Source organism: Parasutterella muris, from assembly GCF_943193095.1.
Taxonomy (GTDB): Bacteria; Pseudomonadota; Gammaproteobacteria; order Burkholderiales; family Burkholderiaceae_F; genus Parasutterella; species Parasutterella muris.
Genome location: NZ_CALPCV010000023.1, coordinates 25,169 through 40,554 on the forward strand (window position 1 = coordinate 25,169; position 15,386 = coordinate 40,554).

The window sequence follows — 15,386 nt, forward strand, 5'->3', positions numbered from 1 at the left end:
ACGGAATGGAATATTAGAAATGCTTACAGAACGCGAAGTAACCTCCACTATTGATATGCTGAGAAGCGAACATCTGGATGTTCGCACCATCACACTCGGCCTTAATCTTTTTGACTGCGCCAGCGACAATTTCGACACATTTGCCTACAGAGTCCGTTCCAAGATCAACCGCCATGCGAAAAACCTGGTATCGATCTGCAACGAAGTCGGTGACCGCTACGGCATTCCGGTGGTCAATAAACGCATTACGGTTTCTCCGATCGGTACTGTCTGCGCCGGCTACAGCAGAGATCAGATGGTTAAAGTCTGCAAGCTGCTGGATGAATGCGCAGAAGACGCGGGTGTTGATTTCCTCGGCGGTTTCGGTGCCTTGGTGGAAAAAGGCATTACTCCGGGAGAGAAGAATCTGATCGACGCACTTCCTGAAGCGCTCAATATCACTAATCATGTCTGCTCGTCCATTAACGTCGGACGTACCAGAACCGGCATCAACATGGATGCGGTCAAGCTGATGGGTCAGCGAGTTTTGGATGTAGCCAACATGACCGCCGACAGAGACGGATTAGGCTGCTGCAAACTGGTGATCTTCTGCAATATCCCCGAAGACGTTCCCTTTATGGCGGGCGGCTATCTCGGCGTCGGCGAAGCCGATGCAGTGATCAGCGTCGGCGTCTCCGGCCCCGGCGTGGTGAAAAAGGCGATTGACCGAGCCGTCAGAAGAAGAGGCGAAAAAGTCTCTATCACTGAAATTGCGGAAATTATCAAGAACACGGCCTTCAAAGTGACGCGCGTCGGTGAATTGATTGGAACCGAAGTCGCTCAGCGTATGAACCTGCCTTTCGGTGTGGCTGACCTTTCTCTTGCGCCGACTCCTGAAGTTGGCGATTCCGTGGGCGAAATTTTCCAGAGCGTCGGACTTTCCTCTATCGGCGCGCCCGGTTCAACAGCTGTTTTAGCCATGCTGAACGATGCGGTGAAAAAAGGCGGCGTGTTTGCTTCTTCTTCCGTCGGCGGTCTCTCGGGCGCTTTCATTCCGGTGAGCGAGGATGCAGCGATCGCCTCCGCAGCCGCTTCAGGACGCCTGACGCTTGAAAAATTGGAAGCTATGACCTGCGTCTGCTCCGTCGGTCTGGACATGATCGCGATTCCGGGCGACACTCCCGCGGAGGTGATTTCCGGAATCATCGCCGACGAATGCGCGATCGGCATGATTAATGCGAAGACGACAGCGGTTCGCCTGATCCCGGTTCCGGGCAAGAAGGTCGGAGAGCGCGCGGAATTCGGAGGCCTCCTCGGAGGGGCTGATATTATGCCGGTTCAGCAGGGCAGCGCCGCCGGCTTTATTAATCGCGGCGGTCGCATCCCCGCACCGATTCACAGCTTTAAGAACTAAAGGTATTTGATGATTACACGCATTGATAAAAATAATCGATTCAGTGAGGCGGTCGTTTGCAACGGCGTTGTTTATATTTCGGGCCAAGTCGATTTGAAGCGCGTGAGAAGTGCCGAAGAACAGACGCAAAATGTGCTCGAGATTATTGACGATCTGCTTGCGCGCAGCGGCTCCGACAAGGAACATATTCTTCGCTGTACGGTTTATTTATCCAATATGGGCTACTTCCATGAAATGAATCTTGCGTGGGAGAAATGGGTCAGCAAAGAGAATCCGCCGGCTCGTTCGGTGATCGAATCCGCTCTGCCTGATCCGTCATGGAAAGTGCAGATCTCAACGGTGGCAGTGGTTCGAGACTAACCTAAAGAAAAAAGAGACATTATTGACGGATTGGGTAAAATAATACCCCTGCGATCTTGAAGGCAGATTCTGTTTCAGGACTGCCTTTTTTCATCGGACAGGCCCTAAAAACACCGCCCTTGGGACGGAGGTTTTTAGGCCTTTTTTAGTTTGTTTTTTTATTGCCTTGTATACTTGCTGAATGTCGGAGTTTGCGTCCGCAGAGAGTGGAAAATCTCAGCTGTCGTCAGCTTAGCGCTGATGCGGTCGAGGCAGTAAATGTATTGATGGCCGGACAGGCTCGGTTAGCCTGTGAAATGAACGGAGAGATCCGTTAATCGGCGCGCTAAAGGCGCTGTCAGCAGGAAACCGTCCGAACCTTCTGCCGCAGCGGCTGAGGCCGTCGCCGTGGTCCGGAATTTCCGTCACTCGTGACGGGAAGAATGTCAAAGTTTCATCGTTGAAAGAAAGAATGGACGAGGATAAGAAAGTAATTAACCTGGCCGACGTTCGACGTATTATCGAGCCTCTATATGAGGGTCAGGTTCTGTACACGGGTGAGCCTGTGTTAGCGCATGCCGAAGGCGTTGTTGATATTCTCAGAGGAATTCGCGACGACGATGATTTGCTCGCGGCCGCCTATCTTTTCTGTGTTTGGAATCAGCTCAAGAACCCGAAGGAATGGCTGACCGGCCACTTTGGCAAACAAGTCTGCGAGCTCGTTGAGAATCTCAAAGTCGTGATTGACGTGAGTGAGAAGGCGAGAAAAAGAGAGGGCGACGCCAAAATCAGCGAGCAGCCCGATGCGGTCAGACGTCTTCTGCTGGCTCTCTGCCAAGACCTGCGTGTCGTACTGCTTCGTTTGGCTTCTCGTCTTCAGACGCTTCGCTACTTTGCCGCTTCTAAGGCGCCCGGAGCGAAAGAATACGGGGCGGAGACGCTTGCGCTTTACGCACCGCTTGCCAACCGTCTTGGTATTTGGCAGATGAAGTGGGAGCTTGAGGACTTATCTCTGCGCTTTACCGAACCGGAAGTCTTCCATTCCATTGCGAACGCGCTTGAGGAAACGCGCGAAGAACGTGTCGCTTCGATTCAGGATGCAGTCCGAGGCATTCAAAATCTTCTCGCCTCCCACGGCATCCAGGCTTCCGTTTCGGGACGCCCAAAGCACATCTATTCCATCTGGAAGAAGATGGTAAAGAAAAATCTGAAATTCGAGCAGCTCTTTGACGTCCGTGCGGTGCGAATCATCGTGGACACCGTGGAAAAGTGCTATGAGACGCTGTCTCTTATTCAGGGTACGAGCGAAGTTCTTTCCAAAGAGTTTGACGATTACATCGCAAAGCCTAAACCCAACGGATATCAGTCGCTGCACACCGTGATTCTCGGCTCCAGAGGCAAACCTCTGGAGATTCAGATCAGAACCCGGGCGATGCATGAATTTGCTGAACTTGGCGTAGCGGCGCACTGGAGATACAAGGAAGGCTCAAAGCGTAAAGCCGGAGAGCACGAAGAAGACCGCGTGGCGTGGCTTCGACAGATGCTCGCATGGAAGAGCGACATTCAGCACTCCCCGACTCCAGAGAGCGTCAAAGATCAGAATATCTATGTTCTGACGCCTCAGGGCAAGGTTCTGGATTTGGTTGCGGGCAGCACACCGATCGACTTTGCCTACCATCTGCACACGGAACTCGGTCACCGCTGCCGCGGTGCGAAAGTCGACGGCGTGATGGTGCCCCTGAACACGCCGCTGCAGAGCGGACAAACCGTAGAGATTATTACCGCCAAAACCGGGGCGCCCAGCCGCGACTGGCTGAATCCGGACCTTGGTTTTACCGCTTCTCCGCGTTCAAGAACTAAAGTTCGTCAGTGGTTCAATGCGCAGGAAATGCAGCAGGCCTTGGCGAGCGGACGCGAAAAAATTGACAAGGATCTCGCAAGAATCGGTAAAACCGCTGTCAAGCTGGAAGATTTAGCCAAACGTCTGGGTTTTACCTCGGTTGATGATCTTTGTCTTGCCGCCGGGAAGGATGAGCTCGGACAGAGAGCGATTGAAAATGTTCTCATGCCCAGAGCTGAGACGCCCGAGCATGAGGATGTTCTCACGACGGTTAAGAAGCCCGGGCACAGTGAAAAAGGCAAGGTGCTGGTGGCTGGCGTGGACTCCCTGCTCACGCAGCTTGCCCGCTGCTGTCATCCGGTTCCCCCGGACGAGATCGTGGGCTTTGTCACACGCGGCAGAGGCGTGACGGTTCATCGGGCCGACTGCCCGAATATCCGCTCGCTGGATGAATCCGGACGCGACCGTTTGATTGAGGTCTCCTGGACGCATGATCAGACAGCGGTGTTCCCGGTTGAGATTTTGGTGATCAGTCAGGACCGTGTCGGTCTTCTCAAGGACATTACGGAAGTGTTCTCGAGAGAAAAGGAAAGTATCGTTGCGATGCAGTCCGCAAAAGTCAAAGGTGATGTGCACACCACATTTACGATTGAGATTCGCGGAAAAGACGATCTGGCCCGTACACTGAGCGCGATTCGGGAGGTTCGCGGGGTTTACAGCGCAAGAAGAAAGTAAAAAATTGCTTCAGTTTTACTTTTGACTTGTCAAAGTAAAAAAATACTTGTATAGTCACGTCTTCCTTAGGCACGTAGCTCAGCTGGTTAGAGCATCACCTTGACATGGTGGGGGTCGTTGGTTCGAGTCCAATCGTGCCTACCAAGGAAACACAATTCGATTACGCGGTAACGCGACAGGCACGTAGCTCAGCTGGTTAGAGCATCACCTTGACATGGTGGGGGTCGTTGGTTCGAGTCCAATCGTGCCTACCAGAATTCTAAAAAAGCCCCGATTTTCGGGGCTTTTTCTATATCTGCGGTGGTTAGGCTTTCGGTTTTTCCGTATTCTTTACGATTGCCATCGCGCTCGCCACCATGGAACTGATATCGGCGAGGTTGGCAGGAAGCAGCAGTGTGCTGCTCTTCTGAGCGATATTGCCAAACGCTTCCACGTATTTTTCTGCAACCTGCAGGTTGACAGCCTCAAGGCCCTTGTTCTGAGCGATTGCCTCTGCGACCAATCGGATCGCTTCAGCCTGAGCTTTTGCGACGGCTTCGATCGCTCTGGCTTCGCCTTCGGCCCGATTAATCGCCGCCTGCATTTCACCTTCAGACTGAGCAATCATGGAAGCGCGTTCGCCTTCGGCAACGTTGATTTCTTTCTGTCTCTGACCTTCGGATGTCGCGATCACAGCGCGTTTTTCCCGTTCAGCCGTAATCTGAAGCTGCATCGCGCGGAGAATTTCTTTCGGCGGCGTCAGATCCTTGATCTCGTAGCGAAGAACTTTTACGCCCCATGTCTGGGCCGCTTCGTCAACGGCCTGAACAACACGGGCATTGATTTCCTCACGTTCTTCAAACGTTTTATCGAGCGACATGGTGCCGATCACGCTTCTGAGCGATGTCTGAGCAAGCTGAGTAATGGCCATGACAAAGTCGGATGTTCCGTAGCTCGCAAGCTCGGGATTGGTGACCTGGAAATACAGAACACCGTCTACCTGCAGCTGAGTGTTGTCTTTTGTGATGCAGATCTGACTTGAAGTGTCCATCGGAATTTCCTTCAGTGTCTGCTTATAGGCGACCTTATCGATCAGCGGGACGATAAAGTTAAGGCCCGGCTCGAGCACGCTGTGGAATTTACCGAAGCGCTCGACCACCCAGGCTTCCTGCTGCGGAACGACCTTGACGGCGTCGCGGATAAAGATAACCGCGAAGACGGCAAGTAAAAGAATAAAAAAGCTAAAGCCTCCTAATGCGATTTCCTGCATTACTTCTCCTTGTGAAATTTAATAATTAAAGTGTTTGCGTTCATACCCGTGATCGACCAGAGACCGGGCTTTAAAGTCTGACCTTTTTCTGCAGCCGCCTGCCAATGCGTGCCTCGGAAAAAAACGTCGGCCGTGCCGTCTTCTTTCCAGTGCTCGACGGTGACAATTTGGCCGTCATTCAGATTCTGAATCTGAGCGGCGTCCAGGGTTTTACGGCCTGTGTCATTTTTCTTTTTAAGAGAAAGCTGCACGCAGCCGATAATGCCGAAAAGGGCGAAGCCGAGCAGCTGAGCCGTAAAGCTCAGGCCGACAACTGCAATCACAAAGGCAGCGATGGCAGACAGCCCGAGTATCAGCAGATAGAAGGTGCCAAGCAGCATGTCGGCGCCTGCGAGCACGACAGCGACAATGAGCCAGAGAAAATATAAATCAAACACGTTTTCTCCTTAAAAACTAGAGTGTTTCGCCGAGCGGTTTAAGCGTACCTTCAATCCCGGCGATGACACCAAGAAGGATAAGCGACTTCTGCTCACAGCAGAAGACATCTTTGGGATTAAACCATTCATTGAGCGTATGGGTGCCGTATTCTTCGCCGCCGCGGCCCAAAGTCACAGCCGGAATGTTTCTCGCGATGGCCATATTGGTATTGGTACAGCCGCCCGGAAGGAAGTTCGGCTCTCTGCCGACCGCGAGTGTGGCCAGTTTTGTAAGCTGAATAATTCGCGCGTTATCCGGCTGAGATCCCGCAGGCACGTCCAGGATTTTGCGGTAAGTGACGCTGATGCGGCCGCTGCAGCTGTCTTTTGGGTTTTCCGCTTCAGCTCTCGCTTCAAAAGCACGAATGAATTCATCATCGAGTCGGTTCAATTCTTCCTGACTGTTCGAGCGGGCGTTGATTTTAAAGGTCGCTTTCTGAGCAATCCCGTGGATTGCTTGACCGCCTTCAATCAGGCTGACTGTGAAGGTGGTTTTCGGATCCGTCGGAACTTTGATTTTGGTCATCTCGGCGATCGCGAGAGCGGCGGCGTGAATCGCGCTCGGTCTCTCGCAGGCGGTCCAAGCGTGCCCTCCGGGCCCTTCGAATGTGACTTCCCAGTCGACGATTCCGGTCGCGTTTGCATAAAAAGTTTCTCCGCTCGGTCCGTCAATGGAAAGCGTGGCTAAAAGCTCGGTTTTCTCTTTAAGTTCATCGAGTACCCAGGCCATGCCCTGCATACCGCCAAGTCCTTCTTCGCGCACGGTGCCGGCAAAGTAAATATCATGCACGGGCTTCAGACCGGCGTCTTTCAGCGCGCGCAGCACGGCAAGGTTTGCGGCAAGCGCACGTGTGTCATCGCAGATGCCGGGGCAGTGCAGACGTCCTTCTTCGTCTTCCCGGATTTCCTTGACATCGCCAAAGGAGAAAACCGTGTCAAGGTGTCCTTCAAGCAAGACAGACTTTCCGGAGTTGGCGCTTCCCGTGACTTTGCCGAACACATTGAAATGCTCATCCATGACGACATCGGTTAAGCCGGCCTCCTCGAGCATCTGCATGTAGCGGCGCGCTTTCTTTTCTTCATGCCCGGTCGGAGCTTCAATCAGCGTGAGTTCCTTTTGGTCGCGAATTGTCTCGGGGAGGCGGTCTTTGACGGAGGCAAGCGCATGACAAAAGCGGGTGTCTTCAGTAAGTGTCTGAACGGCGGCTTTGAGGTCCTGAGCAAGAGTTTCCATTGTGGGTTCCTTTATATAATTTGAGGCTGCGATTTCTTTATCTTATGCCATAAGTTAGAAAATCTTGTAGGAGTTTTTGTGCTCATTTCATTTTTTACATTGATATTGGCTTTTTGTGTCGGAATCCTTTCCGGACTTTACTTTCGAAAACGCGTCAGCGGTTTTATCGGGATAGTTCTGTCATGGGTTATCGGAGCCTTTGTCGCGGTTCTTCTGACATACGGCTGTCTCAAAGTGCTTCTTTGGACGGATGTGATCACAAGCGTGAATACCGCCTGGTTTATTCGACAGTGTGTCTGGCTTTCCGTACTTGCGCTGATTGGTGTTTTCCTGAGCGGCAAGGCGCTGAATAAATCGGAGTAACGTTTCGTGCGCCTTAAATGGTAGAAACAATCGCTCAAGAGCGCCTCTGAGCTGATAAAATCGATGTTTTGCGGATTTCGGCGCCGTTGCCTAGGATGCCGTTTCCTGCGGGATCGCTGTTCGTTTGTGCAAAAAGCCCGCATTAAAACTGAAAAGAATTTTTGGAGATTAGGTTAATGATAGAAGTTATACTGCCTGACGGATCCAAGCGCGAATTTGACGCGCAGGTTACCGTCGGAGATGTTGCGGCCTCAATTGGCGCCGGGCTTGCCCGTGCAGCCCTCGCCGGAAAGGTAAATGGAAAACTGGTCGATCTTTCGACTCCGATTACTGAAAACAGCACAGTAGCTATCATCACGGACAAGGATCCGGAAGGCCTTGAGATTATCCGTCACTCTACCTCCCATCTGATGGCGCAGGCAGTCAAGGAACTGTTCCCGGACGCTCAGGTCACAATCGGACCGGTTATTGAAAACGGTTTCTATTATGACTTCTCGATGCCGCATTCTCTGACGCTTGAAGATCTGCCCAAAATCGAAAAGAAAATGGATGAGATCGTCAAGCGCGATTTGAAGATCGAGCGTGAAGAAATGGACCGTGATGAAGCGGTCAAGTTCTTCAAGTCTATCGGCGAAAGCTACAAAGCCGAGATCATTGAATCCATTCCTTCCGGTGAAACGATTTCTCTGTACCGTCAGGGCGACTACGTGGATCTCTGCCGCGGTCCTCACGTGCCGAACACCGGACGTCTTAAAGTTCACAAGCTGATGAAGATCGCAGGCGCCTATTGGAGAGGCGACAGCAAGAACGAGATGCTTCAGCGCATTTACGGTACCGCCTTTGCGAAGAAGGACGAGCTTGCTCAGTACCTTCATATGCTTGAAGAAGCTGAAAAGCGCGACCATCGCCGCCTCGGCAAAGAACTCGATCTCTTCCACTTCCAGGAAGAAGCTCCGGGTCTGGTTTTCTGGCATGCTCGCGGCTGGGCTCTTTGGCTGCAGGTCGAGCAGTACATGCGCAAGGTGTATCAGGACAACGGCTACATGGAAGTCAAGGCTCCTCAGCTGCTTGACAGAACGCTGTGGGAGAAATCCGGCCACTGGTCCAAATACAAAGAGAATATGTTCACGACAGAGTCGGAGAATCGCTACTATGCGCTCAAGCCGATGAACTGCCCGGGTCATATTCAGATTTTCAACAGCGCCGTTCGCTCTTATCGCGATCTGCCGATCCGCTACGGTGAATTCGGCGCCTGCCATCGCAACGAACCGTCCGGCTCTCTGCACGGTCTGATGCGTGTCCGCGGCTTCACTCAGGACGACGGACATATTTTCTGTACTGAAGATCAGATTCTTTCCGAATGCACGGAATACACCAAACTGGTCCAGAAGGTTTATGACCATTTCGGCTTCCATGACATTTCCTACAAAGTGGCCACTCGTCCCGAAAAACGAATCGGTGACGATGCGACATGGGATAAAGCTGAAAAGGCTTTGATGGACGCGCTTGATTCCGCGGGCATCAAGTACGAAATCCTTCCGGGCGAAGGCGCTTTCTACGGTCCGAAGATTGAATATCACCTGAGAGACTCGCTCGGCCGCGGCTGGCAGTGCGGAACAATTCAGGTCGACTTCCAGATGCCGGGCCGACTCGGTGCCGAATATGTGACCGAATCGAACGGACGTGCGACACCGGTGATGCTGCACCGTGCGATTGTCGGCAGTTTGGAACGCTTTATCGGCATGCTGATCGAGCACTATGCCGGCCAGCTCCCGCCCTGGCTTGCTCCGGTTCAGGTCGGTGTGGCCAACATTACCGACGATCAGGCTGACTATGCTCAGGAAGTCGTCGCAATGCTTAAAAAGGCCGGACTCAGATCGGAAGCGGATTTGCGGAATGGCAAAATTACATATAAGATTCGCGAACTTAGCTTGCAAAAACTGCCTTACATCCTGGTCGTAGGCGCCAAAGAAAAGGCAGAAGGCAAGGTCGCGGTACGCGTTCGTGGCGGCAAGGATCTTGGCACCATGAGCGTAGAAGATTTTATTAAGCTTGTTCAGGAAGACGTGGAAACACGCCGCAACGTGAACAAAATCGATTAATTAACTGGAGACAAACATAGCTCAGGAACGCACACACCGGATCAATGGCGAGATCCGAGTGCCAGAAGTACGCTTGACCGGTCTTGACGGTGAGATGATTGGCATCGTCAAGACTTCTCAGGCATTAGCCATGGCTGAAGAGGCAGATGTTGATTTAGTAGAGGTCGCGCCGAATGCGAGACCTCCGGTCTGCCGTCTGATGGATTACGGCAAGTTCCGTTATCAGGAACAAAAAAAGGCTCAGGAAGCCAAGGCCAAACAGAAGGTTATTCAGATCAAGGAAGTTAAGTTCCGTCCTCAGACGGACAAGAACGACTACGATACGAAGATCCGCGCTTTGACCCGCTTCATCACCGACGGCAATAAAGCCAAGGTGACTCTGAGATACCGCGGCCGTGAAATGGCCCATCAGGAATTCGGAACCGATCTTCTGAACCGAGTCAAAGAGGATCTGGCGGAAATCGCACAGGTCGAGTCTTTCCCGAAATTGGAAGGACGTCAGATGATTATGGTTCTTGCTCCGAAGAAAAAGAAGTAACAAATCTAACGCTTAAATTTGTTGACTCTTTTTTGTAGTATCATTACGCTCTGCTCTCGAGCAGGGCAATAAGTGAAACCAGGCTGTCAAGTTTTCCAGTGTTTGGAAACGCCTGCAATCATCTAAAAATAAGGACTTAGGCAAAATGCCCAAGATGAAAACCAAAAAAGCCGCAGCGAAGCGCTTCAAAGTTCGCTCCGGCGGTTCTATCAAGCGTGCACACGCTACAAAACGTCATATTCTCACAAAGCGCACGACTAAGAATAAACGTCAGCTGCGCGGCATGTTAACCATCTGCGAACAGGACGTTAAAGAAGTCCGTCGCATGTTGCCTTACGCTTAATTTAGAGGAGATTTAAGATGCCCCGAGTAAAACGTGGTGTAACGGCGCGTGCCCGTCATAAAAAAGTTTTTAAGCTGTCCAAGGGTTTTTCCCTTCGCCGCAATAATGTTTACCGTGTTGCCAAGCAGGCTGTTATGCGTGCCGGTCAGTACGCATATCGTGACCGCCGCAACAAGAAACGCGTGTTCCGCCGTCTGTGGATCGCTCGTATCAACGCCGGTGCTCGTGCCAACGGCATGAACTACAGCCAGTTCATGAACGGCCTCAAGAAAGCCGGTATTGAACTCGACCGTAAAGTTCTTTCCAACATGGCTATTTTCGACAAAGAAGGCTTTGCCGCTGTTGTCGCTAAGGCCAAAGCAAGTCTTGCTTAATACGGAAACAACACAGTTTTAGCGGTCCTTACCGTTTAAACTGATAAAATATTACAAGAGCCTGGCTTTATGCCAGGCTTTTGTTTTTTATCCTTCATCGCTGTCGACAAAAATGGAAGATCTAAGTCAAATTATCGAGTCTGCCCGTCTAAGCTTCGCACAGGCTCAGACTCCGGCCGCACTGGAAGACGCTAAAGCCGTCTACCTTGGCAAAAGCGGCTCTTTAACAGCACTCTTAAAAGGGATGGCAAAGCTTTCCCACGAAGAAAAACGTGAAAGAGGTGCACAAATTAATAAAGCCAAGCAGCAGGTAGAAGCGCTGCTTAATGAGCGCCGCCGCCAGATGGCTGACGAAGAGCTGAACCGCAAACTGGCGAGCGAAGCTGTGGATATTACGCTTCCCGGCAGAAACTTCGGTACAGGCGGGATTCATCCTGTGATGAAGACCTGGATGCGTGTCGAAGAAATTTTCAAAACCATCGGCTTTGATGTGGCCGACGGTCCCGAAGTTGAAAACGATTGGTATACGTTTACCGCTCTGAATAATCCGCCCAATCATCCGGCTCGAAGCATGCAGGATACCTTCTATGTGGATATGAAGGATGAGACCGGCAAACAGCTGCCGCTTCGCCCGCATACCTCTCCGATGCAGGTGCGCTACGCGCGCCAGCACAAGCCGCCGATCAAGGTGATTGCTCCGGGAAGAACCTATCGAGTTGACTCTGATGCGACTCACTCGCCGATGTTCCATCAGGTTGAAGGGTTGTGGATTGACGAAAACATCAGCTTTGCCGACCTCAAAGGCGTCTATGTTGATTTCCTGAAGCGTTTCTTTGAAACAGACGATTTGATCGTCCGTTTCCGTCCGAGTTACTTCCCGTTCACAGAACCGAGCGCTGAAGTGGACATGATGTTCACCAGCGGTCCGAGAAAAGGCAAGTGGCTTGAAATCAGCGGCTCAGGCGAAGTTCATCCGAATGTGGTCAGAAATTTCGGCCTTGATCCGGAAAAGTATGTCGGTTTTGCTTTCGGTTCCGGACTTGAACGTCTGACAATGCTTCGCTACGGTATTGACGATCTGCGCCTTTTCTTCGAAGGCGATCTTCGCTTCCTTCAACAATTCAAATAATCGGCTAAGGTAAAAAATGTTATTTTCAGAAGAATGGCTTCGCCACTACATTAATCCGCCCCTTTCAAGCGAAGCGCTTTGCGAAACACTGACAATGGGCGGTCTGGAAGTGGAGGGATCCGAACCGATCGCGCCCGCCTTTACAGGAATCGTTGTTGCGCAGGTTCTGACAGTGGAAAATCATCCTAACGCCGACAAACTGCACGTATGCACGGTTGATGTCGGGGAAGGGGATCCGGTTCAGATCGTTTGCGGCGCTCCGAACGTTGCACCCGGAATCAAAGTACCTTGCGCGAAAATCGGCGCAGTTCTCCCGGGCGACTTCAAAATTAAGAAGGCCAAGCTGCGCGGCGTTGAAAGCAACGGCATGCTTTGCTCGAGCAGAGAGCTTGGCATCTCCGAAGATCATTCAGGACTTTGGATTCTGCCTGCGGACGCTCCGGTCGGAGAAGATATCCGTACTTACGAACGTCTTGACGACAGAAAGATTGAAATTAAATTAACACCGAACCGCGGTGACGCGCTGAGCATTATCGGTGTCGGCCGTGATCTTCGCGCGATGACCGGCGCTGAACTTGCTCAGCCGGATATGTCTCCGGTTGAAGCAAACTGCGACGCCGTTCATAACGTCAAAATTGAAGCGCCAGATCTCTGCGGCCGTTTCTCCGGCCGTGTGATTAAAGGTCTGAATCCGAACGCACCGACTCCCGACTGGATGAAGTCTCGTTTAGAAAGATCCGGTCAGAGATCGATTTCCGCTCTGGTGGATATTTCCAACTACGTTCTGCTTGAGCTTGGTCGTCCGACTCACATCTTTGATCTGGATAAGCTTGACGGAACCCTGACGGTTCGCTGGGGCAAGGAAGGCGAAAAGGCGGGGCTGCTGAACGGAAAGACCGTCGATATCGATCCGTATTTCGGCGTGATTTCTGACAATAACGGCATCGAAGCGATCGGCGGCATCATGGGAGGCGCTCATGCGGCGGTTTCCGATGACACCGTGAACATTTTCATTGAGTCCGCTTTCTGGTGGCCTGTTTCTATTCAGGGACGCTGCAGAAAGCTGAACTTCTCCACCGATGCGGCCTACAGATTTGAACGCGGCGTTGATTTCGGCACCACCGTTGAACATCTCGAGTACACCACTCGTCTGATCAAGGATATCTGCGGTACAGCAGAAACACAGATCGGACCGGTTGTCGATATGGTAGAAAGCCTGCCGGAGCGCAAGCCGGTCAAGATGAGAATTGAACGCTGCCGTAAGATCATCGGTGCGGATATTTCCGAAGACAAGATGGCTGAATGCTTCACACGTCTTGGCTTTAATTTCGAAAAGAAGGACGGCGCTTTCCTGGTTGAACCGCCGACATACCGCTTCGATATCGAAATTGAAGAGGATCTGATTGAAGAAGTTGCCCGTCTCTACGGCTATCAGAACCTCACAGAGATCCCGCCGCTTGCTCGTGTTTCCATGCTCGAGAGAAACGAGGACACGCTCGATCGTCATGAATTGAGAAAGAAGATGGCGGCGCTGGGCTTCCAAGAGCAGATCAGCTACTCGTTTGTGGCCGAGGAAGAGGAAGCGGATTTTTCTGCGGTGAAAAATCCGATTAAGGTTCTGAATCCGATCGCTTCTCAGATGGCGGTCATGCGTACTCAGCTGATTGCGGGTCTTGTAAATACGCTCAAATACAATCTGAACCGCAAGACGGAACGTGCGGCGCTCTTTGAGTACGGGCGCGTATTCTTCAGAGACAAGACAGTTAAGGGATCGGACTTTGCGGTTGAGGGTGTTCGTCAGCCGGTCCATCTGGGTGCGTTGGTTTACGGTTCTGCTTACCCGGCTCAGTGGGGCGAGAAGGCTCGTCCCTATGATTTCTTCGACCTGAAGGGCGTTGTTGAACAGCTGACTGCAGGCAGAAAACTGCGTTTTGAGAAATCGAAGAACCCAGCTTTGCATCCTGGCCGCTCCGCAGATGTCTATTTGGATGGTGACCTCATCGGTGTGATCGGTGAGCTTCATCCTGCTCTGGCTCAGAAGTATGATCTGCCGCACTCGCCGGTTGTCTTTGAGCTTGACGCTGAGCCGCTTCTCAAACAGGGCCTGCTGGTTCATAAACCGATTTCCAAGTTCCAGCCGGTTTCCAGAGACATTTCTGTTTCGATGGCTTCTGATATTGCGCTTCAGAAGCTGACCGACGCGGTCGCAAAGGCTGCGAAGAAAGATCCTCGTCTGTTCATTCTGAGCTCCTTCAAACTCTTTGACGTTTACCAGCCGAAGGATGATGCAGGACAGAAGAGTCTTGCCTTTAGTGCTCGCTTCCAGCGCATGGACAGCCAGGTTTCTGACGCAGAAGCCGATGAGGCCGTGCAGGCGATTCTGAACGTTCTTGCCGAACAAGGCGCTGTTCTGAGACAGTGATGAATCTGACTGCGGATCGCTCGTGTTGTGCGGGCGGTTCTGCAGGCGGCAGGTTCGTCTTTGATCGATTTGATGAAAGTCGGTCAAAGAAGACTCTGCTTTGCGCGTACTCTTCCGCGCGCGGCGAAAGGTCTGATGAAACGGACAGACTGTTAAGCCTAAATTTAAGGGCCTTATACCGATGAAGAAGAAACTAGCAGCATTGCCGGAAATTCCGAATAAACGATATTTCCCAATCCGAGAAGCCTCAGATTTATGCGGCGTAAAGGATTATGTTCTGCGTTTTTGGGAGAAAGAGTTTTCACAGCTTAGGCCCTTAAAGCGAGGCGCTCATCGGGCCTATAGAAAAAAAGACATAGAGATTGCGCGGCGTATCAGAGAGCTCGTCCATGGGGAAGGCTATAAGCTTTCCGCCGCACGGCAGATTCTGACTCAGGAGCTTGAAGCGCTGAAAAATAACAAGCCGGTTCAAGAGCCGGGAGCGCCTGCCGAATTAAAGATTTCTCGAGAAGCGGTAACGGCCGATATTGGAGAGCTCGAAGAAATTATTTCAAATCTTGAAAAAATCGCGGACTTCTTGCATACATAAAAAAATTAGTGTATATTCTCGATTCTTGAGTCGGGGCGTAGCGCAGCCTGGTAGCGCACTTGCATGGGGTGCAAGGGGTCGCGAGTTCGAATCCCGCCGCCCCGACCATTTCTTAAATTAGCTCGTTGAACGAGCTTTTTTAATGCCTATTTGCTAGGTAAGCCCACCGAAATATTTCAGAATCTGAAATATTGCAGAATCTAGAGCCTCTAGCAGAGGCTCAGCTTTTAATCTGAAGGCATCTTCTTTAGAAGTCTGTC

14 protein-coding genes and 3 tRNA genes are annotated in these 15,386 nt (G+C 51.7%); 14 read left to right on the top strand and 3 right to left on the bottom strand.

Annotation, left to right across the window (positions count from 1 at the left end):
- The first annotated feature begins 19 nt into the window (after positions 1-19).
- The 5 genes from NFR90_RS08755 (at position 20) to NFR90_RS08775 (ending at position 4,561) form a co-directional block, all read left to right on the top strand.
- A complete protein-coding gene (locus NFR90_RS08755) occupies positions 20-1,393 on the top strand; it encodes a PFL family protein (protein ID WP_251452325.1) in 1,374 nt (457 codons plus the stop codon).
- A 9-nt stretch (positions 1,394-1,402) separates the two neighbouring features.
- Positions 1,403-1,753 carry a RidA family protein gene (locus NFR90_RS08760; RefSeq protein ID WP_251452327.1) on the top strand — a complete coding sequence of 117 codons (351 nt, stop codon included), beginning with the start codon at positions 1,403-1,405 and terminating at the stop codon, positions 1,751-1,753.
- Positions 1,754-2,204: 451 nt separating this feature from the next.
- Entirely contained in the window at positions 2,205-4,307 is a 2,103-nt protein-coding gene (locus NFR90_RS08765) for a RelA/SpoT family protein (protein WP_251452329.1), read from the top strand.
- A 67-nt stretch (positions 4,308-4,374) separates the two neighbouring features.
- Positions 4,375-4,451: transfer RNA gene (locus NFR90_RS08770), tRNA-Val, on the top strand.
- Between the two features lie 33 nt (positions 4,452-4,484).
- Positions 4,485-4,561 (top strand) — tRNA-Val (locus NFR90_RS08775).
- A 50-nt stretch (positions 4,562-4,611) separates the two neighbouring features.
- On the opposite strand, the gene NFR90_RS08780 is transcribed toward NFR90_RS08775, so the two are convergent.
- The 3 genes from NFR90_RS08780 to NFR90_RS08790 are packed head-to-tail and all read right to left on the bottom strand — an operon-like array spanning position 4,612 to position 7,266.
- Positions 4,612-5,556 (bottom strand): SPFH domain-containing protein, encoded by a 945-nt coding sequence (locus NFR90_RS08780; RefSeq protein WP_160335765.1) that lies wholly within the window; start codon positions 5,554-5,556, stop codon positions 4,612-4,614.
- Positions 5,556-5,993, bottom strand: coding sequence for an NfeD family protein (locus tag NFR90_RS08785; protein ID WP_251452331.1), 438 nt, complete (start codon positions 5,991-5,993; stop codon positions 5,556-5,558). The genes NFR90_RS08780 and NFR90_RS08785 overlap by 1 nt, the downstream gene beginning before the upstream one ends.
- 16 nt (positions 5,994-6,009) lie before the next feature.
- Positions 6,010-7,266, bottom strand: a complete 1,257-nt coding sequence (locus tag NFR90_RS08790) for a M20/M25/M40 family metallo-hydrolase (RefSeq protein WP_251452333.1) — start codon at positions 7,264-7,266, stop codon at positions 6,010-6,012.
- A 78-nt stretch (positions 7,267-7,344) separates the two neighbouring features.
- Here NFR90_RS08790 and NFR90_RS08795 point away from each other — a divergent pair, with 78 nt between their 5' ends.
- From NFR90_RS08795 to NFR90_RS08835, 9 genes are all read left to right on the top strand, one after another.
- On the top strand, positions 7,345-7,629 hold the full coding sequence (locus NFR90_RS08795; protein WP_160335762.1) for a hypothetical protein: 285 nt from the start codon (positions 7,345-7,347) through the stop codon (positions 7,627-7,629).
- Positions 7,630-7,805: 176 nt separating this feature from the next.
- Complete coding sequence (gene thrS, locus NFR90_RS08800; protein WP_251452335.1) at positions 7,806-9,731, top strand: threonine--tRNA ligase; 1,926 nt, start codon at positions 7,806-7,808, stop codon at positions 9,729-9,731.
- 4 nt (positions 9,732-9,735) lie between these two features.
- A complete protein-coding gene (gene infC / locus NFR90_RS08805; RefSeq protein ID WP_251452339.1) occupies positions 9,736-10,269 on the top strand; it encodes a translation initiation factor IF-3 in 534 nt (177 codons plus the stop codon).
- A 145-nt stretch (positions 10,270-10,414) separates the two neighbouring features.
- Positions 10,415-10,612, top strand: coding sequence for a 50S ribosomal protein L35 (gene rpmI / locus NFR90_RS08810; protein ID WP_160335760.1), 198 nt, complete (start codon positions 10,415-10,417; stop codon positions 10,610-10,612).
- Positions 10,613-10,629: 17 nt separating this feature from the next.
- Positions 10,630-10,986, top strand: coding sequence for a 50S ribosomal protein L20 (rplT, locus tag NFR90_RS08815; RefSeq protein WP_160335759.1), 357 nt, complete (start codon positions 10,630-10,632; stop codon positions 10,984-10,986).
- A gap of 112 nt (positions 10,987-11,098) precedes the next feature.
- The gene (gene pheS / locus NFR90_RS08820) at positions 11,099-12,115 is read left to right on the top strand and encodes a phenylalanine--tRNA ligase subunit alpha (protein ID WP_160335758.1); all 1,017 of its coding nucleotides are present in this window, start codon (positions 11,099-11,101) and stop codon (positions 12,113-12,115) included.
- A 16-nt stretch (positions 12,116-12,131) separates the two neighbouring features.
- On the top strand, positions 12,132-14,537 hold the full coding sequence (gene pheT, locus NFR90_RS08825; protein ID WP_160335757.1) for a phenylalanine--tRNA ligase subunit beta: 2,406 nt from the start codon (positions 12,132-12,134) through the stop codon (positions 14,535-14,537).
- 181 nt (positions 14,538-14,718) lie between these two features.
- On the top strand, positions 14,719-15,126 hold the full coding sequence (locus NFR90_RS08830; RefSeq protein WP_160335756.1) for a MerR family transcriptional regulator: 408 nt from the start codon (positions 14,719-14,721) through the stop codon (positions 15,124-15,126).
- A 31-nt stretch (positions 15,127-15,157) separates the two neighbouring features.
- Positions 15,158-15,234 (top strand) — tRNA-Pro (locus tag NFR90_RS08835).
- The last annotated feature ends 152 nt before the right edge of the window (positions 15,235-15,386 follow it).

Excerpts from the sequence above, each read along its gene's own strand:
- NFR90_RS08755 (WP_251452325.1), top strand. The coding sequence starts at position 20 with ATGCTTACAGAACGCGAAGTAACCTCCACTATTGATATGCTGAGAAGC.
- NFR90_RS08760 (WP_251452327.1), top strand. The coding sequence starts at position 1,403 with ATGATTACACGCATTGATAAAAATAATCGATTCAGTGAGGCGGTCGTT.
- NFR90_RS08765 (WP_251452329.1), top strand. The coding sequence starts at position 2,205 with ATGGACGAGGATAAGAAAGTAATTAACCTGGCCGACGTTCGACGTATT.
- NFR90_RS08780 (WP_160335765.1), bottom strand. The coding sequence starts at position 5,556 with ATGCAGGAAATCGCATTAGGAGGCTTTAGCTTTTTTATTCTTTTACTT.
- NFR90_RS08790 (WP_251452333.1), bottom strand. The coding sequence starts at position 7,266 with ATGGAAACTCTTGCTCAGGACCTCAAAGCCGCCGTTCAGACACTTACT.
- thrS (WP_251452335.1), top strand. The coding sequence starts at position 7,806 with ATGATAGAAGTTATACTGCCTGACGGATCCAAGCGCGAATTTGACGCG.
- rpmI (WP_160335760.1), top strand. The coding sequence starts at position 10,415 with ATGCCCAAGATGAAAACCAAAAAAGCCGCAGCGAAGCGCTTCAAAGTT.
- rplT (WP_160335759.1), top strand. The coding sequence starts at position 10,630 with ATGCCCCGAGTAAAACGTGGTGTAACGGCGCGTGCCCGTCATAAAAAA.
- pheS (WP_160335758.1), top strand. The coding sequence starts at position 11,099 with ATGGAAGATCTAAGTCAAATTATCGAGTCTGCCCGTCTAAGCTTCGCA.
- pheT (WP_160335757.1), top strand. The coding sequence starts at position 12,132 with ATGTTATTTTCAGAAGAATGGCTTCGCCACTACATTAATCCGCCCCTT.
- NFR90_RS08830 (WP_160335756.1), top strand. The coding sequence starts at position 14,719 with ATGAAGAAGAAACTAGCAGCATTGCCGGAAATTCCGAATAAACGATAT.